Source organism: Streptomyces sp. NPDC048696 (assembly GCF_043198895.1).
Lineage (GTDB): Bacteria > Actinomycetota > Actinomycetes > Streptomycetales > Streptomycetaceae > Streptomyces.
The window spans coordinates 185,179-204,521 of sequence record NZ_JBICVJ010000011.1; the positions used below are offsets into that span (position 1 = coordinate 185,179).

18 protein-coding genes and 2 pseudogenes are annotated in these 19,343 nt (G+C 70.1%); 11 read left to right on the forward strand and 9 right to left on the reverse strand.

All coding sequences use genetic code 11. The features are described 5' to 3' along the window. Nucleotides 1–82 precede the first annotated feature (82 nt). On the reverse strand, nt 83–1,432 hold the full coding sequence (locus ACGFRG_RS24045) for a lipase family protein (protein WP_393267012.1): 1,350 nt from the start codon (nt 1,430–1,432) through the stop codon (nt 83–85). A 242-nt stretch (nt 1,433–1,674) separates the two neighbouring features. On the opposite strand from ACGFRG_RS24045, the gene ACGFRG_RS24050 reads away from it, so the two are divergent. After that, a complete protein-coding gene (locus tag ACGFRG_RS24050; RefSeq protein WP_361432521.1) occupies nt 1,675–2,955 on the forward strand; it encodes a helix-turn-helix domain-containing protein in 1,281 nt (426 codons plus the stop codon). A gap of 209 nt (nt 2,956–3,164) precedes the next feature. Here the strand turns inward: ACGFRG_RS24050 and ACGFRG_RS24055 are convergent, their stop codons facing one another. From ACGFRG_RS24055 to nadC, 4 genes are all read right to left on the reverse strand, one after another. Further along, entirely contained in the window at nt 3,165–3,596 is a 432-nt protein-coding gene (locus ACGFRG_RS24055) for a transglycosylase SLT domain-containing protein (protein ID WP_361432523.1), read from the reverse strand. 857 nt (nt 3,597–4,453) lie between these two features. Continuing rightward, the gene (locus ACGFRG_RS24060) at nt 4,454–4,747 is read right to left on the reverse strand and encodes a DUF1330 domain-containing protein (RefSeq protein ID WP_393267016.1); all 294 of its coding nucleotides are present in this window, start codon (nt 4,745–4,747) and stop codon (nt 4,454–4,456) included. Nucleotides 4,748–5,170: 423 nt separating this feature from the next. After that, the gene (locus ACGFRG_RS24065) at nt 5,171–5,545 is read right to left on the reverse strand and encodes a PhzF family phenazine biosynthesis protein (RefSeq protein WP_393267019.1); all 375 of its coding nucleotides are present in this window, start codon (nt 5,543–5,545) and stop codon (nt 5,171–5,173) included. Further along, a complete protein-coding gene (gene nadC / locus ACGFRG_RS24070) occupies nt 5,533–6,426 on the reverse strand; it encodes a carboxylating nicotinate-nucleotide diphosphorylase (RefSeq protein ID WP_393267022.1) in 894 nt (297 codons plus the stop codon). Before nadC ends, ACGFRG_RS24065 begins: the two co-directional genes overlap by 13 nt. A 444-nt stretch (nt 6,427–6,870) precedes the next feature. Here nadC and ACGFRG_RS24075 point away from each other — a divergent pair, with 444 nt between their 5' ends. The 6 genes from ACGFRG_RS24075 (at nt 6,871) to ACGFRG_RS24100 (ending at nt 13,356) form a co-directional block, all read left to right on the forward strand. Beyond that, nucleotides 6,871–7,239, forward strand: a complete 369-nt coding sequence (locus ACGFRG_RS24075) for a winged helix-turn-helix transcriptional regulator (protein ID WP_393267025.1) — start codon at nt 6,871–6,873, stop codon at nt 7,237–7,239. 167 nt (nt 7,240–7,406) lie between these two features. Continuing rightward, entirely contained in the window at nt 7,407–8,144 is a 738-nt protein-coding gene (locus ACGFRG_RS24080; protein WP_361432535.1) for a helix-turn-helix domain-containing protein, read from the forward strand. 69 nt (nt 8,145–8,213) lie between these two features. Beyond that, nucleotides 8,214–9,659, forward strand: a complete 1,446-nt coding sequence (locus tag ACGFRG_RS24085; protein ID WP_393267028.1) for a CoA transferase — start codon at nt 8,214–8,216, stop codon at nt 9,657–9,659. Between the two features lie 202 nt (nt 9,660–9,861). Next, a complete protein-coding gene (locus tag ACGFRG_RS24090) occupies nt 9,862–11,055 on the forward strand; it encodes a CaiB/BaiF CoA transferase family protein (RefSeq protein ID WP_393267031.1) in 1,194 nt (397 codons plus the stop codon). A gap of 64 nt (nt 11,056–11,119) precedes the next feature. Then, nucleotides 11,120–12,289 (forward strand): acyl-CoA dehydrogenase family protein, encoded by a 1,170-nt coding sequence (locus ACGFRG_RS24095; RefSeq protein WP_393267033.1) that lies wholly within the window; start codon nt 11,120–11,122, stop codon nt 12,287–12,289. After that, nucleotides 12,289–13,356 (forward strand): acyl-CoA dehydrogenase family protein, encoded by a 1,068-nt coding sequence (locus tag ACGFRG_RS24100; RefSeq protein ID WP_393267036.1) that lies wholly within the window; start codon nt 12,289–12,291, stop codon nt 13,354–13,356. Before ACGFRG_RS24095 ends, ACGFRG_RS24100 begins: the two co-directional genes overlap by 1 nt. 20 nt (nt 13,357–13,376) lie before the next feature. Here ACGFRG_RS24100 and ACGFRG_RS24105 read toward each other — a convergent pair. Continuing rightward, nucleotides 13,377–13,638: pseudogene (locus tag ACGFRG_RS24105) on the reverse strand (IS5/IS1182 family transposase); the annotation flags it as partial. Nucleotides 13,639–14,098: 460 nt separating this feature from the next. On the opposite strand from ACGFRG_RS24105, the gene ACGFRG_RS24110 reads away from it, so the two are divergent. After that, nucleotides 14,099–15,316, forward strand: coding sequence for an arylsulfotransferase family protein (locus ACGFRG_RS24110; protein WP_361432546.1), 1,218 nt, complete (start codon nt 14,099–14,101; stop codon nt 15,314–15,316). On the opposite strand, the gene ACGFRG_RS24115 is transcribed toward ACGFRG_RS24110, so the two are convergent. Continuing rightward, a complete protein-coding gene (locus tag ACGFRG_RS24115) occupies nt 15,286–15,516 on the reverse strand; it encodes a hypothetical protein (protein WP_393267039.1) in 231 nt (76 codons plus the stop codon). The two genes, ACGFRG_RS24110 and ACGFRG_RS24115, sit on opposite strands and share 31 nt — an antisense overlap. Before the next feature lie 661 nt (nt 15,517–16,177). Between ACGFRG_RS24115 and ACGFRG_RS24120 the strand changes: the two genes are divergently transcribed. Then, the gene (locus tag ACGFRG_RS24120) at nt 16,178–16,513 is read left to right on the forward strand and encodes a hypothetical protein (protein WP_361432550.1); all 336 of its coding nucleotides are present in this window, start codon (nt 16,178–16,180) and stop codon (nt 16,511–16,513) included. 20 nt (nt 16,514–16,533) lie between these two features. After that, a complete protein-coding gene (locus ACGFRG_RS24125) occupies nt 16,534–16,836 on the forward strand; it encodes a hypothetical protein (protein WP_393267042.1) in 303 nt (100 codons plus the stop codon). Nucleotides 16,837–16,965: 129 nt separating this feature from the next. On the opposite strand, the gene ACGFRG_RS24130 is transcribed toward ACGFRG_RS24125, so the two are convergent. Both ACGFRG_RS24130 and ACGFRG_RS24135 read right to left on the reverse strand, forming a co-directional pair. Beyond that, entirely contained in the window at nt 16,966–17,109 is a 144-nt protein-coding gene (locus ACGFRG_RS24130) for a hypothetical protein (protein ID WP_393267045.1), read from the reverse strand. An 87-nt stretch (nt 17,110–17,196) separates the two neighbouring features. Continuing rightward, a complete protein-coding gene (locus tag ACGFRG_RS24135) occupies nt 17,197–18,033 on the reverse strand; it encodes a helix-turn-helix domain-containing protein (RefSeq protein WP_393267048.1) in 837 nt (278 codons plus the stop codon). 117 nt (nt 18,034–18,150) lie between these two features. Here ACGFRG_RS24135 and ACGFRG_RS24140 point away from each other — a divergent pair. Next, nucleotides 18,151–19,214: pseudogene (locus tag ACGFRG_RS24140) on the forward strand (aldo/keto reductase). The last annotated feature ends 129 nt before the right edge of the window (nt 19,215–19,343 follow it).

Here is a 19,343-nt window from a genome sequence, read left to right on the forward strand (position 1 = left end):
TCGCGTTCGGACAGGAGCTCCGCGTGCCCGGCGGCCGGGAACGCGGCGATGCCGGGCTCTGTGGGGGTGGCGCGGCCACAGATCACGACAGGGGAGCGGGCTCTTCCGGGGCGAGCGAGTTGCCGCTGGAGATCCGGCCGCAGTCGGACGGCGCTGTGCGGCCGGCGAAGCGGTCGTTCAGCCAGCCCAGCGCGACGGGCGCCCAGGCGAGGGTCGCGCCCGTGTGGCTGAGCAGGTCGTACTGGCTGTACTTGACCGCGGAGCCGCCGGTGGCACAGTACTGGCGGGCGAGTGAGCGCACGTCGCCGGCGACCATGACGCCGTCGCCCGTGCCGATGCCCGGGCGGTTGCTGAAGGTCCCTTCGAGGACGCCTCCGTTGCCCTGGCCGATGAACCCGGGGACGGTCGGGCTGGCGGCGGAGCCGAGGTTGAGCTTGTTCATCGCCGTCAGGAAGGCGGGGATCGAGTTGGGGTTGGCGTACTGCGGCTTCGCCATCTTCTTCCACGTCAGCCCCGGGTAGTGGCCGAGGGCGTTGATGATCGAGCCGCGCTGGAGGTCCTTGTAGACGCTCAGGCCGTAGCTGTTGAGGTAGCTCTTGAGGTCGATGTCGTACGAGCGGGAGACGCCGATGACGGCCATGGGGATGACGCCGGACCAGGCCAGTGAGCCATCGACGTACTTCAGGTTGTGTGCCGGGTCCACCAGCAGGCCGCCCTCGGCGTAGCCGACCAGTCGGCGGTTGACGTCCGGCGCGTAGCTCGGCGCGAGCGTGGCGGCCCAGTTGGTCGCGATGGCGCCGCCCGAGTAGCCGATGAGGCCGAACGACGTGGTGGAGTCGAGCCCCGTCTCGGCCGCTTTCGTCGCGGCGCGGATGGAGTCCAGGGTGTTGGTGCCGTACTCCGGACCGGCGGCGAAGTTCGCCTGCTGCCCCTCGGTGTCCGGGATGACGAGGTTGTAGCCCTGCAGCAGCAGCGGCGCGATGAAGAGGGCCTCCGCGTTGGGGATGGCCCCGCCCAGGGTGACGTCGCCGGCGATCGCCCGCGAGGGGCTGTCCTGCGGGTTGAGCGAGTCGTAGAACGACTGGTAGGAGACGGCCTTGCTGTTGTCGCCGGTCAGACTGCGCACCACGGTGGTCACGTTGGCGGCCGGGCGGCCCTGGGCGTCGGTGGTGCGGTACAGCAGCTGGACCGCCTTGAGAGGCGTGGGGATGCCGATGACGTGGTACTGCAGGGTCCGCGTCTTGAGTACGGTGCCCGGCGCGAACGAGGACAGCGGCTCGCTGCCGGTGTAGGCGTAGAACGGGTCGCTCGCCGAGGCCGTCGCGGCGGCCGGTGCGGCCTTTGCGGCCGCGACGGCGGTGGCGGCGGGCGTGGCGGCCATGGCTGCGGCGGCGACAGCGACGGAGATCAGGCGAACAGCTGCCTTGGACATGCGGTCCTCGATTCCTGGGGGAGCGACGCGCCGGCAGGGGGCCGGTGCGCGACACGTCGGGCCGGCCGGGGCGGCGGTCCCCGGCAGGGGAATGCGGTGAGCGATGCGGCCGGGGCCCTGCCACATCTGGCCATCCACCAGTCAGTCGTGTTACCAACCAGTAGGTGATGTCCCGGAAACATCATGGGGCCGGTCAGCGGCCCGGTCGCCGGGGCGGGGAACAGAGATGTGCGAGGTGCATTGTGACCGGATCCAACGCCGTGGAGCGCAACAACGTCCCGCGGTTCGGCGGTGTGCCGGTGCACAAGCGGCTCCAGGACTCAGCCGCTTCGCTGGAGCGTGCGGTGATGCGCCGGCTGGTCGAGCGGCTCCCCGTATACGGGACGCTGCCGGCGGAGCACCTCGGCGGCGACATCGCCAAGCAGGTCACCCGCGGTATACGGACCTTCGCGACGGTCCTGCGCACCGGGGAGATGCCCGGGCAGGCCGAGGCGGCGGCCATCCGCGAGTCGTCGGCCCGGCGCGCCGACGAGGGCGTACCGCTGGAGGCCGTCGTCGGCGCCTACCACCTCGGTGCGGAGGAGTGCGCCGCCCAGGTCTTCTCGGCGGCCGAACCGGGCGACCTGGCCGACGTGCTGCTGGTGCAGCGCCAACTGCTCGCGTATCTGCGGTTGGTGAGCTGCGAGGTGGCCGCCGGGTATGTGCAGGAGCGGCAGACCGCGCTCAGTGACGAGCAGGTCGCGCTGCAGTCGCTGCTGTCGCGGCTGCTGGAGGGCGGCAACCCCCAGGGCGCGGCGGACCGGGCCGGCGTCCAGCTGCCGGCCTGTTATCTGGTGCTGAGTATCGCGGTGGGGTCGCACCCGGACGAGCTGGTGCCCGGCGTGGACCACGCGGTCGCCGCCCGCCGCAAGCTCCGGCGGCTGCGCAACGAAATCCAGCGCCAGACGACGGGCGTTCCGCTCTCCGTCCTGTCCGGCGCGGGCGGGCTGGCACTGATCCCGTACGCGACGTCGCCGGACGACTGCGGCCGCGTGGACCGGGCGCGGCTGTCCGACCTGGTCGAGCAGCTCGGCCGGATGTGCGGCGCCGAGGTGCTGGCCGCGGCGACGACCGCGGCACCCGAAGGGGTCGCGGAGGCCGCCCGGCTGGCCGGGGAGGTGCGCGCGGTGGCCGAGGCGTCCGGCCGCGGACCCGGGCTGTACCTGCTCGACGACGTGCTGCTGGATTACCAGTTGAGCCGGCCGAGCCCGGCCCGGGCGGGGCTGGCCGCACTGCTCGACCCGCTGGACGACCGCCCGGAGCTGCTCGACACACTGCGCACCTTCCTGGCGCGGGGACTCGACCGGCGCCGGGCCGCCGCCCGGCTCCAGGTGCACCCGAACACGGTCGACTACCGGCTGCGCAAGGCCACCGAACTCACCGGCCTGGACGCCTCCCGGGGCGCCGACACCCTGACCCTGCGCGCCGCTCTGGCCGCCCACGACGCCGTACGCCAGGCCGGACCGGAAGCAACCCGCCCGTGACGCCCAAGCCGCCGACCGGCGGGTCGGGCCGAACGTAACCCCCCTTCGGTGCGCTGGAGCCTTGTCCGGCGTGCTTGACCGTCAGGGCCACTGCCTCGCTGGTGACGTCGTCTTCAGCAGCTCCGCACGGGCCGTTGGACCGACAGCCGGGACAACACACTGTCCCGGGCTGACGGTTGCGTATCCGGCAGTGGCCCGTAGTGAAGGGGTCAGTATCCGGAGTTGACGTTGTCGATGGAGCCGTAGGTGTGAGCGGCGTAGTTGCAGGCGGCGGCGATGTTGGCCACCGGGTCGAAGATGTCCCACGCCGTGCCCACGACGTGGAACCTTCGGAACGTGGGATCGATGACCTGGAGCAGCCCCTTGGAGGGGGTGCCGGCGCGGGCGTTGGAGTCCCAGTTGTTGACGGCGCGAGGGTTGCCGGATGACTCGCGTTTGATGTTTCGCAGGATGCCGGCGTAGGAGCCGGGGATGTGCCTGGCCTTCATGATGGCCAGAGCCCTGTCGATCCACTGGTCCATGACGTGGGAGGACGACACCTGCGGTGTGCTCGCCGGGCGGGGGGTTGCGGCGGCATGGGAAGCCGTGGTCAGGGTGAGTGCCGTCGTCGCGGCGATGGCGACGGTACCGGCTGCGGACATGGCACGCAGGCGGGCAGGCAGACAGGTCAGGGCAGACGTCAAAGCAGACATGACGGAGGTACCTTCCAGCACGAGGTGGATGGACAGCGGCCTCGACACAAACCTCGTCTGATGCACGGAGGTTGGTCCAGAGAAACCGTGTGCGCACATGGTGAAATACCCTGAACGGCGCTGGCAAGGGCGCGCACACCACCGTGCTTCGTAGCAACCCTCTTCAGGAGCCGTGGAGTTCCAGGAGAGGTGTAGGTGTATCCCTGCTACCGCGAGCCGTAGACGGTCCCCGCCATATGGGGTGCCTCATACCGTCGGCCGGTGTGTCCATGGCATACGCCATAGACACACCATGCCTTTGAGGGAAGGGGGTTGGTGAATGGGGCCGCATCCTCAACCCGGTGAAACACCTTCGATGGCCATCTTCATACGGCTTGTGGGAGAGATACCGGTTGGGCGGTTGCACTCCTGCCGTCCGCACCCACTGCTGTGGGGTGCCGCGGTGCGTTCCCGGTTCCCCTTGCCCCGGGACATTCCGCTGGACCGGCACGAACGGCATGGGTGCCATGCTTGCTGCGGCACCGTTGAAACGCCTGACGGGGGCCGGTGTGTGGCGCCGCCCAGCAGGGGTATTTTTGCGTACGTTTCGTCGGCTGGGACTTGCTCGTGGAACACGTGCCGAGTGGTGGCCGTATGCTCCGGCTTCAGCTCGACCGCAATCGGGACGTGTACCGGCCGGATCTGCTGGTCGAGTACATGTACGTGACGTTGCCGCCAGTGCGTCGTCGCCAGCGCAGCTTCGCCCAGCCCGCCAGGTCCTCCGGTGGCGGCATCATCGTGTTCCTCCCTGACCGCGGCATCGGTCGTCAGTCGAGGCCTTCGATGATGCGGAAGTCGCGCTCGACGCAGTCAGCAAGTACGGCCAGTGCCTCCTGGTAGGCCGCACTCGCGCGTGCGGCGACCGCCTGTTCGAAGGTGTCGAACTCCACCAGGATGGTGCGCTCGGCGATTCCGGCGTCGTGTGCGACGACCCGGCTGCCGCGGGAGAGGAGCCGCCCGCCCGCGGCCCTGACGGCTGGACCGGCCAGCTTGTCGTAGGCAGCAAGTCTCTCAGGGTCTGTGATGGTGCGGTAGACGCTGACCCAATAGCCCTTGGCCACGGTACCTCCTGTGTTCGGAATTGATGATCAGAAGCATGCTCAGATCCATGGCCGGCGCGCTGTGGGTCAGCGACCCGGCCCCCGACCGGCGCGCCGAGCCGGAGACGGTCGAGTCGATGACGGGCCTCGCCGGAAGGGCCGCGGACCGGACTGGAACGAAGAGGAGCCGACAAGTAGGTATGAGTCGCACGAGTACGACGTGATCGGCCATCAACCCTGAGCCCCTGCCACAGATGCCGCCAGAACCGGCCGGGCTCTCGCAGGAGCAGTTGGACCTGCTGCGCAGCGACCCCCGCGCCATGCAAGCACAAGCCTCAGCACATGACCGTGCGCACGATCGCTGCCTGGCCGCCGACTCGGATCCGGTGTCCCGTGCGATCGCGGTGAACGGTCGCCGTGATGGTGGACGGGCTGCCGAGGTGGTCACCCATGTCGACAGCGAGGCGGTGTGTGCCGAACCCCGCAGCATGCGCTGCCAGGCACGCGGTGCTGTTGGCGTTGGCGATGTCCTCGGTAGCCGTGGCCGCCGCCTGTGCGTTCGGCGAGCAGGGCGAGGGCGGCGACGGTGCCGTGGCCGCAGGCGGGCAGTTCGCCCTGGGCGGTGAAGAACCGCAGTGCGTACGCGGGCTGACCACGCTCGATTCCGGTCGCGCGGAGGAAGACCGCGTGCGAGGTTCCCCACTCCGTGGGAACGCGGCATCGCTCCTCGTCGGTGAACGGCGCATCATCCAGAACAGCGGTCGGGCTGCCACCCGCGCCGTCTCGCTGACACGCGTCGACGATCGCTACCTCGGACATGGCACCGGGCCGGTGGTCAGCAGCATGGTCAGGTCCAGTGCGGGCGCGCTGTGCGTCAACGCCCCGACCGAGATGAGGTCGACGCCTGTCCCGGCGATGGCGAGAACTGTGTCCAGGCGGATGGTGCCCGAGGCCTCCAGCAGGATCCGGGAAGCGTCGGCCCGCCCGGCCCGGAGCTTCACGACCTGCTCGATGTCGGCCACCGGCATGTTGTCGAGCATGATCCAGCGGGCTCCGGCGTCGAGGGCCTCGGCGGCCTGTGCGACGGTCTGCGCCTCGACATCGCTCTCCACGGTCTGCCCGGTGCGCGCCATCCCGCGCCTGACCGCCTCGATCGCGGCGGTCACCCCGCCCGCCGCGGCGATGTGGTTCTCCTTGAGCAGGACCATCGACGCGAGATCGAGGCGGTGGTTGTGGCCGCCGCCGGCGGTTACCGCGTACTTGTCCAGGGCGCGCAGGCCCGGCGCCGTCTTGCGTGTGTCCAGGATGCGCGCCCTGGTCCCTGCAACAGCTTGGACGTAGCGGTTGGTGAGCGTCGCGATGCCGCACATGCGCTGCAAGAAGTTCAGCGCCGTACGCTCCCCGGTGATCAGGCTGCGCGCCGAGCCGGACAGGCGCACCAGGACCTGGCCGTCGGCCAGTTGGGCGCCTTCTGCGACGGCCGGATCGATCTTGACTTCGGGGTCGACCTGCGCGAAGACCTCGGCGACCACGGGCAGGCCGGCGGCGATGCCGCCCTGCCGGGTGCGGATCTCGGCCGTGGCCACCAGGTCCTCGGGAACGCTCCACTCGGTGGTGACGTCCCTCCCTGACGCGTCCTCGGCCAGGGCGGCAGCGGCGGCGGCCCGTGCCGCCGCCGAGGGAAACTCGGTCGTGGTCATCTGGTCTCCAGCTCTGAGTGGACGTTGGCTCGGTGGCGGCAACCGCTGACGGGGCGGCACTGAAGTTCCGCTGGGCCGGCCTGCAGGACCTGGTGGATCCTGTACTCGATCTCCCGCGTGCCGGTCACCCGTCCCACCGCCACGAACAGGTTCCGGGTGAGCCGTCCGTGCGACTCGGCGCGGGTGTCGAACTCGGGGCACCGTGCGCATGTATTGGTCCTCCCGGCCGGTCTCGCCTCCGTCGATTCGGGCTTTCAGGGACGCGTCTCACCCAGGTCGTCAGGGCAGGTGCCACAACACCCTCCTACGTTTCGATTTCCGAAGCGGTCACTGATGCTAGCGTGTCGGAATTCGAAGCATCAACCCCGGAGAGCTGGACATCCCGACATGGCAACACCCAGACCTGGCAGTCCTGTTCGCGGCTCGACCACCGGCCGCCCCCTCATGGCCGCACTCGATCTGTTCGGGCGGCGGTGGAGTCTGCGCATCCTGTGGGAGCTTCGCGCAGGCCCGCTGGGATTCCGTCCCTTGCAGAAGCGGTGCGACGACATGTCCTCCAGTGTGATGCGGCAGCGCCTGACCGAACTGCTGGATGCCCAGGTGATTCACCAACTACCGGACAGCCGCTACGAGCTCACCCCGCTGGGACAGGAGGCGCGCCAGGCCCTGAACCCCCTCGCCCGCTGGGCGGAACGCTGGGCGGCCACGATCGACCCGCAAGGGGCGGACCACACCGACAACCAGTCCGCCGGCCGCGCCTCATATCCGGAGACCGTGGGCGACGGGGCACCGGAGAGGGGCTCCGCGCACTGACACCCCGTCGGCCTCGGATCGGAGGCAGGGCGGGACCGCCGGGTCACGAGGTTGCCGCGGCTCGGCCTTGCTCGTCGGGGTGGTGGGGGAAAGGATCAACGAGTTGTGTCGGCCCGAGCGGCCGACGGCGCACAAGAGGGACAACAAGAAGGACAAGGTGGAGCGGGATGGGCGAGCACGGCCGGCGGCGGCATCACCGTACGGTGGACCGGGTCGCATGGATCCTGGAGGCCGCCGCGCGGGCGCCGGGCGGGGTGACCGTGGCCGAGCTGGCGCGGACGGTCGGGGCACCGGCGAGTTCGGTGCAGGATCTGGTCAACGGCCTTGTCGTGACGGGTTTTTTGCTGGAGCAGCACGGGCGCTTCAGGCTCGGGCCCGCCCCGCATGTCCTCAACCTCATCGCCGGCCGGGTCGTCCCGCGGATCGGGCAGGCGGAGCTCAACGAGCTGAGCCGCGTCGCGGGCACCCCGGTGCTGCTCACGGTGCGGGTCGGGCTCGACGCCGTGCACCTCGCGCGCGGCGGCGAGGACGAGATTCCGCGCCTCGTGCCGCTCGCCGACGAGCACATGGCCCGGCCGCTGCTGCGTACCGCCGCGGGCCGTCTGCTGCTGGCCTTCACCGACGAGGCGGAGCGCCGTGGGCTGCTCGACGAGCTCGCCCGCCATGACCCCGAGGCGGTCGCCGAGTTCCGCGGCGCTCTTCCGGCGATCCGGGCGTCGCGGATCAGCCGCAGCGAGGGTCTGGCCGATCCCGAGGTCAGCGCGCTGGCGATCCCCGTCACCGACGGCCCCGTCGTCACGGGTGCTCTTGTGCTGACGCACCGGCGCCGTGGCCGCTCGGAGCGGCTGAGTCTGGACCGGGCGGCGGCCCGGCTCCTCGCGCACATCCAGGAGGGGAGGACGTGACGTTCGCATCGATTCACGGATATCCGTGAATGCGGGCGCTCATACAGTGCCGGGAACGAGCATCCCGGCATGACTTCGAACACGCTGACCACAGCCGAGCCGACGCCTCCGTCGTCCACGGCAGAGATCGTCTCCCGGCTGCTGCACACCCTCGGCGACCCTGATCCGGCCCGCGGGGCCGAGGACATCACTGTTGTCGGGGCCGATCCCCTGGTGCCCTCGGTGCACCGCCTCGCCGACGCCATGTCCGCCGCGATCGGCGTCTTCGGGCGGCAGACGGCGGCGCTCGGCGAACAGCGCGGTCACCGGCACCAGAGGGTGGAGGTACAGGCCCGGGCCGCGATCGACCAGCTCATGGCGACCTACCACACGACGCTCTCGGGGCGCCCGATCGGCGCTCTGCTCGACGATCCGACGCTGCTCGGCAACAACGACTTCTACCGGGCACGCGACGGCCGGTGGATCTTCCTCATCACCACCTATCCGCACCTGCGCGACGCGGTCTGTTCCGTGCTGAGGTGCGGGCTCGACAAGGCGGGGATCGCGCGGGCCGCGGCCGACTGGGATGCCTTCACGCTGGAGGAGGCCATCTGCGCGCGGGGCGGCGTCGCCTGCGTGGTGCGCGGCCGGGACGAGTGGCTCGCGCATCCCGCGGGGCGGTACGTCGCGCGGCGCCCGGTCGTCGAGATCGAACGCGTCGGTGACGGGCCGGTCCGGCCGCTGGAGCCGATCGGCGAGGCCGACGAGGCGCTCACGGGCGTACGGGTGCTCGATCTCACCCATGTCATCGCAGGTCCCGTCGGGGCGCGGCTCCTCGCCCAGTTCGGCGCCGACGTGCTGCACCTGTCGCGTCCCGACCGCCCCGACCCGATCCCGATGATCGCGATGACCGGCGGCGGCAAGCGCAACGCCTACTGCGACCTGCGCGACGACCACGACCGTGCGGCCTTCCACGAGGTGCTCCAGGACACGGACGTCTTCGTGCACGCCTACCGCGGACTCGCCCGGCACGGGGCCTCGCCCGAGGAACTCATCCGGCGCCGCCCCGGACTCATCACCCTCGAATACCACGCCTGGGGTGCCGAGGGACCCTGGGGTGAACGCGGCGGGTTCGACCAACTCGCCTGCTCGGCAACCGGGTTCGCCGTCGAGGAATGGACCGACCGGCCGTCGCTGCCGCCGACGTACCTGCTCAACGACTACCTCGCCGCGTACCTCGGGGCCGCCGCCGTGGCAACGGTCCTGCGCCGGCGTGCGACGGAGGGCGGCTCGTGGCGGATCCGCGTGACCCTGGCCGGGGTGTGCCACTGGGTGCAGGAACTCGGGCTGCTTGCCCGGGAGAACGTCATCGACCTGCCCCGGCCCGGGCGCGCGCCGCTCGCCGAGCTGTCGACCACCGGGACCGACTTCGGCCCGCTCACCGAACCGGCGACCCCGTTCGCGTACAGCGGGCGCATGGTCCCTCAGCCCGGCCGGCGTTCCCCGCTCGGGTCTGCCGCGCTCCAGTGGCGCTGAGCGCTCCGCGGGAAGTGCCGTACGTCATCTGCGGGCTGGTGGTGGGGGTCCCCCTGCTCGAACGAAGTTGAGAGCTTGGGGGATTGTCGTGCCCCCCGGCGGAGCCGCATATCGGCACAGCCCCGCGTCCCTTTGGAGCGCGATCCCGTACTGCACCACCCCGTTCACCCACTCCACCCGATTTCCCAGGAGGCACCGGAAGATGTCCGAGAAGCCGAGCGGCCCGTCCGGGCGGGGACTCCTCGCCGGAGTCCGCGTCGTCGAACTGGCCAGCGTGATCATGGGTCCGTACGCAGCACAGCAGCTGGGCGACCTGGGCGCGGACGTGATCAAGGTCGAGCCGCCCACCGGTGACATGACCCGCCACTACCCGCCGCGGCGCCACCCCGGCATGGGCGGCCCGGCCCTCAACCTGAACCGCAACAAGCGCAGCGCCGCCATCGACCTCAAGGCCCCGCACGGCCGCGACGCCCTGCTCGCCCTGCTGCGCACCGCCGACGTCTTCATCACCAACCTGCGCCCGCAGGCCCTGGAGAGGCTCCGACTCGGCTACGACGACGTCGCGGCCGAGAACCCCGGCCTGATCTACACCAATGCCCAGGGCTTCCGCAGCGACAGCCGCTACGGCACCCACGCCGCCTACGACGACATCATCCAGGCGGCCAGCGGCCTGGTCTGGCTCAACCACCAGGTCTCCGGCCAACCGCATTACGTTCCCACTGTGCTGGCCGACAAGATCTGCGGCATGCAGATCGCCCAGTCGGTCCTGGCCGCGCTGCACTACCGGGAGCACGGCGGCACCGGACAGCACATCGAGGTTCCGATGGCCGACACCATGCTCGCCTTCAACCTGGTCGAGCACCTGGGAGCGGCCACCCTGGAAGCCGACGGGGCGTTCGGCTCGGCCCGCTCGCTCAGCCCGCAGCGCCGCGCCCTGCGCACCGCCGACGGCTGGATGTGCATCCTGCCGCACAGCGACCGCAACTGGCGGGACTTCACCGACTTCGTGGGCCGCCCCGAACTGGCCGCCGACCCGCGCTTTGCCACCGGCCCCGACCGGGCCCGCAACGCCGACGCGTTCTATCCGCTGCTCGCGGAGCTGACGCCGCGGCACACCAGCGCCGCATGGCAGGAGTTCTGCGACCGGGCGGGCATCGCCGCCGCCCCGGTGCTCGGCCTGCAAGCCGCCGCCACCACCGCCTACGCCCAAGAGGGCGGCCTGCTGTACGAGGCCGAACACCCCACCGAGGGCCGCTACCGCGTCATCGGCCGCCCGGTGCGTTACTCGGCCGACCCGGAGCCGGAGCTACGGCCCTGCCCGGGCATCGGCCAGCACACCGACGAGGTGCTCCGCGAAGCCGGCTTCGACCCCACCCTGCTGCACCCCGCGAACTGACCGCGCATTCCCGTACCGAAAAGAAACGCACCGCCCGTTCACCGACCCCAGGAGCGAATGAGTCATGTCTCCTTCGACGCTTTCACCGATCGCGTTCCCCGACGTCGTCCTGCCCGAATCAACCCGTCGGCTCCGCGCCGAGGTCCGCGCCTTTCTGGACGAGGAGCGCGCCCGCGGCACGGTGCTGGGCCGTCCTGACTCCTGGCTGGCCGGCTGGGACGACGGCTTCAGCCGCCGCCTCGCCGAGCGCGGCTGGGTCGGCATGGCCCTGCCCACCGAGTACGGCGGTGCCGGCCGCGGTTTCCTGGAGCGCTACGTGGTGATCGAGGAACTGCTCGCCGCCGGCGCCCCGGTCAGCGCCCACTGGGTCGCCGACCGGCAGGCCGGACCGTCCGTCCTCCAGCACGGCACCGAGGAGCAGCGCCGCTTCTTCCTGCCCAAGATCGCCGCCGGGCAGTGCTTCTTCTCCATCGGGATGAGCGAGAAGAGCAGCGGCTCCGATCTCGCCTCGGTCGCCACCCGGGCCCAACGCACCGCCGACGGCTGGCGGTTGACCGGCACCAAGATGTGGACCGGCGGCGCCCACGTCAACGACTACGCCATCGTGCTGGCCCGCACCGACGAGGCCGAGGACAGGCACGCGGGCCTGAGCCAGTTCATCGTCGACCTGCGCGCTCCGGGCGTACGCATCGAGCCGATCCACCTGATGAGCGGCGAGCACCGTTTCAACGCCGTCCACCTCGAAGGTGTCGACGTCCCCGACAACATGCTGCTCGGACAGCAGGGTGAGGGCTGGAAGCAGGTCACCGGTGAACTCGCCTTCGAACGCAGTGGCCCGGAACGCTACCTCTCCACCTTCCCCCTGCTCGTCTCCCTGCTCCGCGAACTGGAGCAGCGCCCGGGCACGGCCGAACAGCTCACCCGGGTCGGCATCCTGACGGCCCGTCTGCACAGCATCCGCCGACTGTCCCTCGGCGTGGCCGCGGCCCTGGACGCCGGAGCCTCTCCCGACATCCAGGCCGCCCTGGTCAAGGACCTCGGCACCCGCTTCGAGGGCACGCTGACCGACACCGTCCGCAGCATCCTGCCGATCCCGGCCGACCCGCACGCCACCCCCGGCACCCACCCCGAACTGCTCGCCTTCGCCCTGTTGCACAGCCCCGGCTACACCCTGCGCGGCGGCACCAACGAAATCCTTCGCGGCATCATCACTCGCGGTCTGGAGCAGCACTGATGAACACCCACACGATCGACAACGACACCCCCGTCATCTCCGCCGACTCCTACGACACCACCGCCTTCTACGCCGACGCGGACGCCATCGCCACCGTCACCAACACCACCGCCCCCGACGCCGTGGCCCTCCCGTCCCCGGACGCCTCCACCGCCGAACTCCTGGCCGCCGCCCAGGAAGCAGGACGCCGAGCCGTCCCCGGGCCGTTCGCCGAGACCGCCCTGGTCGCCCGTCCGCTGCTGCGCCGCGTCGGCCTCCCCGTTCCCGACGGCCCGCTCAGCTACGCCATCGCCCCCGAGCTCACCGTCTGCTACGCGCATCCGGCCACCTCCGCCGTCGGTTCCGCCGGATGCTCGGGCGACGACAACACCCTGCTGGTCACCGGCACCCTGCGCCGCGTCCCCTGGGCGCGCACTGCCACCGCCGTCATCGTCCTGGCCACCGCCCCCTTCGGCCACGTCCTGTTCACCCTCACCCCCGACCAGGCCGCCCTCACCCCCGGCACCAACCTCGCCGAGGAACCCCGCGACGACCTCCACCTCGCCGCCCTGGAGATCCCCGCCGCACAGGTCCGCCGGATCGCCCCCGAACTGCTCGACGAGGCACGGCTTCGCGCGGCCCTGGCCCGCTCTGCCCTGATCGCCGGTGCCGCGGAACGCTGCGTCGACCTGACGGTCGCCCACACCACCGCCCGTACCCAGTTCGGCCGTCCGCTCAGCCGCTTCCAGGCCGTCAAGCAGGAAGAGGCACGGCTGATCGAGGAGGCCGCCCTGGTCCGCGCCGCCGTCCAGGCCGCCGCCACGCCGCTGGACACCGGCGGCGCGGCCGCCCACTTCGGCGTCGCCGCCGCCAAGACCCAGGCATCCGCTTCGGCCGCCGAGATCACCCGCATCGCCCACCAACTGCACGGCGCCATCGGCATCACCCGGCTCCACCCCCTCCACCTCGCCACCACCCGCCTGTGGTCCTGGCGCGACGAAGACGGCGACGAAACCTACTGGGCACACCGCCTGGCCCACCCCCTCACCGCCACCGCCCTCTGGCCCACACTCACCACCACACCCTGACCCCTCGCCCCCGCCCTGCCTCGCCGCCGGGCAACGGTAGTGGTGCTGCGGAAGCCGTAGGCACGCCTCTCAGAACGGCTGGCGACAGCACGGAAGCACTTGAGCATTGGTGGTCCGCTCGACTTCGTTATGGCGTCTGTACATCGTGCTGTCAAAGCCGGTGGGCCGGCCGCCAGTGCTGCCTCGGCGCTGGCGGTCGGCCCGCTGGTCTTTACGTTCGGGGATGGTGTGCTTGATCCGCCGGTGTCGTAGGTATAGGTAATGGCGGTTGCGGCGTGAGCTGCGCAAGCACGGGGTCTTCTTCGGCTACCTCACCCCGGCCGAGACCCGGCAACGGCACCAGCACGCCCTCGTGGCACAACGAACGAGTGTCCGAGATCGCGGGGAATCTTCACGCTGGACTCGGCCCGGGCAGGCAGCGTGCTGTTCGCTGTGTGGACGTTGATTGACGATCCCCTTCGTGCGCGGCTACGTTCTGCCGTATGCAGCGGCACAAGATCCTCACGACTCGCGGTCACATCGACCACATGCGGGTGTGTTCTGCTGCGTGTCGTCCCTGTTGAGAGCCATTCAGCCTCCAGTGGCATCCGTCCGCGCCTGACAGCCTCACTGGCCGCGCGCGGTAGCACCTTCCTGTAGTTGCCATCTCTCATTGCGCATGCCCGGTCGGGTGTGCGCCTGCTCCGCATGCCCGTGACCGAGCCGACCGGTTCGGCTTCGGGCTGCCAGAAATGGACACCTGATGCGTCACAACTCCATACCCGCGCGGATCGTGATCGCTGCGGCCACCACTGTCGTGTCGGGCTTGCTGCCCCTGGCCGGCACCGCGTCCGCAGCCCCGGACAGCAAGCCGCTGCCGCCGGTGACTGTCCTCGCCGACAAGAGCACAGCGAGCCGCGGGGACATCTTCGTCGCGCCCAGCTCCGCGAACAGCGCCTACTCCAGCGGCGTGGAGATCCTGAGCGGCGACGGCGGGCGTGTCGTGTGGTCTCACAAGACGCCGGCCGGGCAGCAGGCCGCGGACTTCCGTGCCCAGACCTACCGGGGCAGGCCGGTTCTGACCTGGTGGCAGGGCACCGGGCTCGGCTCCCTCGCGAGTGGGGTGAACTACATCTATGACAACCGGTACCAGAAGGTCGCCGAGGTCCGTGCCGGGAACGGGTACACCGCCGACGGGCACGAATTCCTGATCACCGGTCGTGGCACGGCACGAATCCTGGCGTACAAGCAGGAGAGCGCCGATCTGAGGAGCATCGGCGGCTCCGCGCACCAGGCGGTCATCGACGGGGTGGTGCAGGAGATAGACATCCGCACGGGCCGGGTCCTGTTCCAGTGGAAGGCGGCCGATCACGTGCCGTACGCGCAGAGCGAGCAGCCGCTGCCAACGTCGCCGAACAAGCCGTGGGACTGGTTCCACATCAACGCGGTGAAGCCCGACACCGATGGCGACCTGCTCATCGATGCCCGCAACACATGGACCACGTACAAGGTCGACCGGCACAACGGCGCCGTGCTGTGGCAGCTCGGCGGCAAGGCCAGCACGTTCAAGGAGCAGGCCGCGCCCGGCCAGTACCTGAACACAGCCGGGACGATCTTCTCGTGGCAGCACGATCCCGAACCGCTCGGCGGCGGGCTGTACAGCTGGTTCGACAACGAGGCCGCAGGGGCCGCGAACACGGGGACCGGGGCGGTGGAGGAGCTTCCGTTCAGCCGCGTCGTCACCGTGCGCGTGGACGAGAAGGCGCGTACGGCGACGCTGGTGAAGTCCGTGAACCAGCCGGACTACCTCAGCGCGTCCTCACAGGGCAACGCGCAGCCGCTCCGCCGGGGAGGGACGTTCGTCGGATGGGGGTCGCTTCCGTACGTCTCCGAGTTCAACGCCTCCGGGAAGGTCGTGTTCAAGGCCCAGTTCCCCACGGGCGTGAACAGCTATCGCGCGTACCGCTTCCCCTGGAAGTAGGCCGGTTTTGGGCGCTGCAGCAGTCTACTGAAGGTGGTCTGTGACCCATCGAAGCCCTGGACCCCGGCGCGCCGCGCCACCTGGTCCTGGACGTCGTCGACCGCTGCACCGACCGCGCTGTCCTCACCGCCGTGCTCGCCGAGGAGCGGCCCCAGCGTCGCGAACTCGACGCGTTGCGCCGCGTCTGGAGGGAGCGTCACCCGTAGCCCGTGCGCGCGGGACGGTGCGGGTGGTCGGGCTGCCCCGGGCCGGGGCAGCCCGGTGTGGGGTGCGGCTGGGTGGGATCAGGCGATGGTCGGGTCCGGCTGCTTAGGATCTTGTTGTATGTGCCCGAGCGGGGGAGGGGGAACCGGCAGCAGGCCGAGGCGGATGGGAAGCGGATCGTCCTGCACGGCGAGGACGGTTGGCGTGGCTTTCAACCTGCCTGCCCAGCAAGCGTCCCCCGCATGGGAAACAAGGTCGGAGACGCGTGGTCAGCTGCTGGGCATAGTCAGATGACGAAGCCCAGTGATCAAGTAGCCACGCGGCGGCCATGCCGGTAGACCCGACGGACCCAGAAACCCTTGCCTACGAGGACGCAGGAGGTACGGAGTTCGACGTTGAGGCCCCGGAGGCTGATCCGGCCGAACAGCATGCGGGTATTGCCCCACACCGTGGCGATCACCTCACCCACGGTACCCCCGAACCTGACGAAGCCGATCGGGCAGATTCGACCGGCTTTCGATCGCCACGCCGAGATGGTTGAACTGCCATAAAAGGCGTTGATATGACTATCGTTGGCTATATATGCACCTTTCTCCAGGCGGCATACACTGCGAACGCGAGCGGTCGAATGCCGTTCGCGGTCGGGAGGGCGCGCCCATGGACGGCATGCACTACAGCTACGACAACGTGCACAACAACGATCCGCAGACCTTGACGATCTCGTACCACTACGAGCAGCCGGCTCTCGATACCATCGCTCAGCTCTCACTCTCCTCGGTCAGCCAGAACGCCGCCGAGCGGGCAGACTCCACAATCGCCTCTTTCACAAAGGTTCGGTTCGTCGACTCCGACGGGCAGACGCGCGAACTCAATCCGGGGTTTGTGAACGCCCTGTCGAGGAGCAAGCTCGTCGGAATCGAATGGCAAGTCCAGCTCAGCAACGTTGCCGCGTTCTGGCTGTTGAACCTGTTCTATTGGCCGTCGGTTTCCTGAGCTGAAGGGGAGAGTGAGCGATGGAGCACGGAAGCGGTGGAACCGCACCCGGTGTATCCCTCACCCACGTGGTGGCCGTCTACGAGGCGACCGGCGGACGCGTCGTTCACCTGCACCATGTCGTGGTGCTCGAAGGCGGCAAGCGGATCGAGCAGGCCGATGCCGAGCGGGAAGCGTTGCAGAAGGCGCAGGGCGAGGGCCACGCGGTCAGTGGGCTGCGCACCCACTACGTCACCCGCCCCCTTCCACGTGAACCAGGTGTTTTGCACTTCGACGTCGCCGCAGGCACGGTCATCGCCAAGGCGGCGGCCGGGACACCGTAGCCGGCCGCCCCACTCCGGTCAGACGATCGTCTTGGCGATCCAGCCTGCCCAGGCCGGTGTGTTGGTGTGCAGGCCGGGAGCCCTGCGCGCACGGCACGTTCGGGACGCCCGGGCCCGAGGTGGCGCCGATCAGTTGCGGATGTTCAGCTCCCGCAGCCGGTTCGGGAACGTGAACTCCCCGTCGACGACGGTGCCGAAGCCCAGGAGCCGGGTCGGTGTGGCGAAACCGCCATGCAGACGACCGGCGCCTACGTGCGGTCGTCGCCAGGGCAAACGGTGCTGTGATTCCTGGTCCGGGGGGCACGCTTGTCGGCACCGATGGGTCACGCTTCTTGCAACCAACCGTGAGTTGGGGCCCAGTCACCGCGCGCACAGCCGGTCCAGGGACGCGCGGCTTTCCTCGTCCGCGGCTCGGTAGACCAGCAGGCGCAGTTCCGGGTCCTGGAGCGGTAGCAGGATTTCGAAGTCGACGGTGATCGCACCTGCGACCGGATGCCGCAGCAACTTCCGGCCGCGTCCGTTGACGCTGACCTCCCGCTTCGACCACAAGCGGGCGAAGTCCTTGTCCTGCGTGACGAACTCGGCGATGAGGCTGGACAGTTCCCGGTCTTCCGGGTGCGCGGCCCATGCCGCACGCAGGTGGGCGATCCCGTCCCGCAGCACCCGCTCCCGGTCGGCGTAGAAGCCGCGCATCTCCGGGTGCAGCAGACACAGCCACATCGCGTTGCGCCGTGACGGCGGCACTGCCTCGAAACCCGGTAGCAGCCGAGCCATTTCGGGATTCCAGGCAAGGATGTCGTAACGGTAATCCAGCAGCATGGCCGGCAGCGGTGACAGGTCACCGACCAGGCGGGCCAGCGACGGCGCGGCATCGGCGGCCGGCCCACCGGTGATGCCGGGGCGGCGTCGTCCGGCCAGATCGAACAGGTAGTCGCGCTCGCCTGGATCCAGGCACAGGGCCCGGGCCAGCGCCACCAGCACCTCTACCGAGGGTCGCAGCCCGCGGCCCTGCTCCAGCCGGACCACGTAGTCGATGCTGACCCCGGCCAGTTCGGCTACCTCCTCCCGGCGCAGCCCTGGCGTCCGCCGGGGCCGCCGGGGCGACGGCAGGCCCAGCCGGCCGGGGTCGAGGCTTTCGCGCCTGCTCCGCAGGAAGGCGGCCAACTCCTGGGCGGTTTCCATGGTTCGGGTCGTCATGACCGGTCCAACCGCCAAGGTGGGACCGGTCTTCCCAGGAAGTGCCTTCCCTTACTCCCCGGCCGCCGCCGCCACAGACTCGGTCCCGGTAAGAGACCACGAGCACAGGAGGACCTGATGGCCCTGACCCTCGACACCTACCGGCTGCTGGGCCGCTCGGGACTGCGGGTTTCACCGCTGGCCCTGGGTACGCGACCTTCGGCACCGAGTGGGGCTGGGGCGCCGAGCGCGCCGAGGCCCGCAAGCTGTTCGACCACTACGTCGAGCTCGGCGGCAACCTCCTCGACACCGCCGACACTTACACCGACGGCAGCTCCGAGCGCATGCTGGGGGAGTTCGCCGGCGAGGAGCGCGAACGCCTGGTGCTGGCGACCAAGTACTCGACGCTGCGCCGCCCCGGCGACCCCAACTCCGGGGGTAGTCACCGCAAGGCCCTGTTCGGCTCGGTTGAGGGGAGCCTGCGGCGGCTGGCCACCGACTACATCGACCTGCTGTACCTGCACGTCTGGGATCTCCGGACGCCGGTCGAGGAGATCCTGCGCGGCCTGGACGACCTCGTCCGGCAGGGCAAGGTGCTGTACGTGGCGATCTCCAACACCCCGGCCTGGCAGGTGTCCCGGATGCAGGCGATCGCCGACCTGCGCGGCTGGTCGCCGCTGGTCGCGCTGCAGGTCGAGTACAGCCTGATCGAACGCACCGCGGAGCGCGACCTGATCCCGATGGCCCAGGAACTGGGCTTGGGCGTGGTCCCGTACTCACCGCTGGGCGGCGGGGTGCTCAGCGGCAAGTACGGCCGGGACGACGTGACTGCGACGGGCGTCGGCACCGCCGATGGCACCCGCAGGGGCCACAACCTCGCCCTGGGCACGCTCACCGAACGCAACCTGGCCGTGGCCGAGGTCGCCCGGGAGGTAGCCGCCGAGCTGGGTCGCACCCCGGCCCAGGTCGCGCTGGCCTGGACCCTGCGGAACCCGGGCGTGGCAACCACGCTGATCGGGGCCCGCACTCCTGCCCAGTTGGAGGAAAACCTGAGCGCCCTGGAGGTCGCGTTCACGGCCGCCCAGCTGACCCGCCTGGACGCGGCGAGCGCGATCGGGCTCGGCCAGCCACACGACCTGCTCGCGAGCGACCACATCCGTCAGGTGACCACGGGAGGCTTGCGGATCGAGACCCGCCGCTGACGGCCGGCTGTCAGCGCCGAGAGCCTGGCGAACCGCGTTCGGAGCGCTTGCGCCGTCGGACTCACCGTCCTCACACCCGCAGGGCGGAGGTGAGCCTCGTCGGCGCCGACCGAACTGGTGCCGACTCTT

Bases quoted from the DNA above. Each gene is read 5' to 3' on its own strand.
- ACGFRG_RS24125 (WP_393267042.1), top strand. From the start codon at position 16,534: ATGGAGCACGGAAGCGGTGGAACCGCACCCGGTGTATCCCTCACCCAC.
- ACGFRG_RS24085 (WP_393267028.1), top strand. From the start codon at position 8,214: ATGACTTCGAACACGCTGACCACAGCCGAGCCGACGCCTCCGTCGTCC.
- ACGFRG_RS24100 (WP_393267036.1), top strand. From the start codon at position 12,289: ATGAACACCCACACGATCGACAACGACACCCCCGTCATCTCCGCCGAC.
- ACGFRG_RS24090 (WP_393267031.1), top strand. From the start codon at position 9,862: ATGTCCGAGAAGCCGAGCGGCCCGTCCGGGCGGGGACTCCTCGCCGGA.
- ACGFRG_RS24065 (WP_393267019.1), bottom strand. From the start codon at position 5,545: ATGTCCGAGGTAGCGATCGTCGACGCGTGTCAGCGAGACGGCGCGGGT.
- ACGFRG_RS24080 (WP_361432535.1), top strand. From the start codon at position 7,407: ATGGGCGAGCACGGCCGGCGGCGGCATCACCGTACGGTGGACCGGGTC.
- nadC (WP_393267022.1), bottom strand. From the start codon at position 6,426: ATGACCACGACCGAGTTTCCCTCGGCGGCGGCACGGGCCGCCGCCGCT.
- ACGFRG_RS24110 (WP_361432546.1), top strand. From the start codon at position 14,099: ATGCGTCACAACTCCATACCCGCGCGGATCGTGATCGCTGCGGCCACC.
- ACGFRG_RS24095 (WP_393267033.1), top strand. From the start codon at position 11,120: ATGTCTCCTTCGACGCTTTCACCGATCGCGTTCCCCGACGTCGTCCTG.
- ACGFRG_RS24120 (WP_361432550.1), top strand. From the start codon at position 16,178: ATGGACGGCATGCACTACAGCTACGACAACGTGCACAACAACGATCCG.
- ACGFRG_RS24075 (WP_393267025.1), top strand. From the start codon at position 6,871: ATGGCCGCACTCGATCTGTTCGGGCGGCGGTGGAGTCTGCGCATCCTG.
- ACGFRG_RS24135 (WP_393267048.1), bottom strand. From the start codon at position 18,033: ATGACGACCCGAACCATGGAAACCGCCCAGGAGTTGGCCGCCTTCCTG.
- ACGFRG_RS24055 (WP_361432523.1), bottom strand. From the start codon at position 3,596: ATGTCCGCAGCCGGTACCGTCGCCATCGCCGCGACGACGGCACTCACC.
- ACGFRG_RS24045 (WP_393267012.1), bottom strand. From the start codon at position 1,432: ATGTCCAAGGCAGCTGTTCGCCTGATCTCCGTCGCTGTCGCCGCCGCA.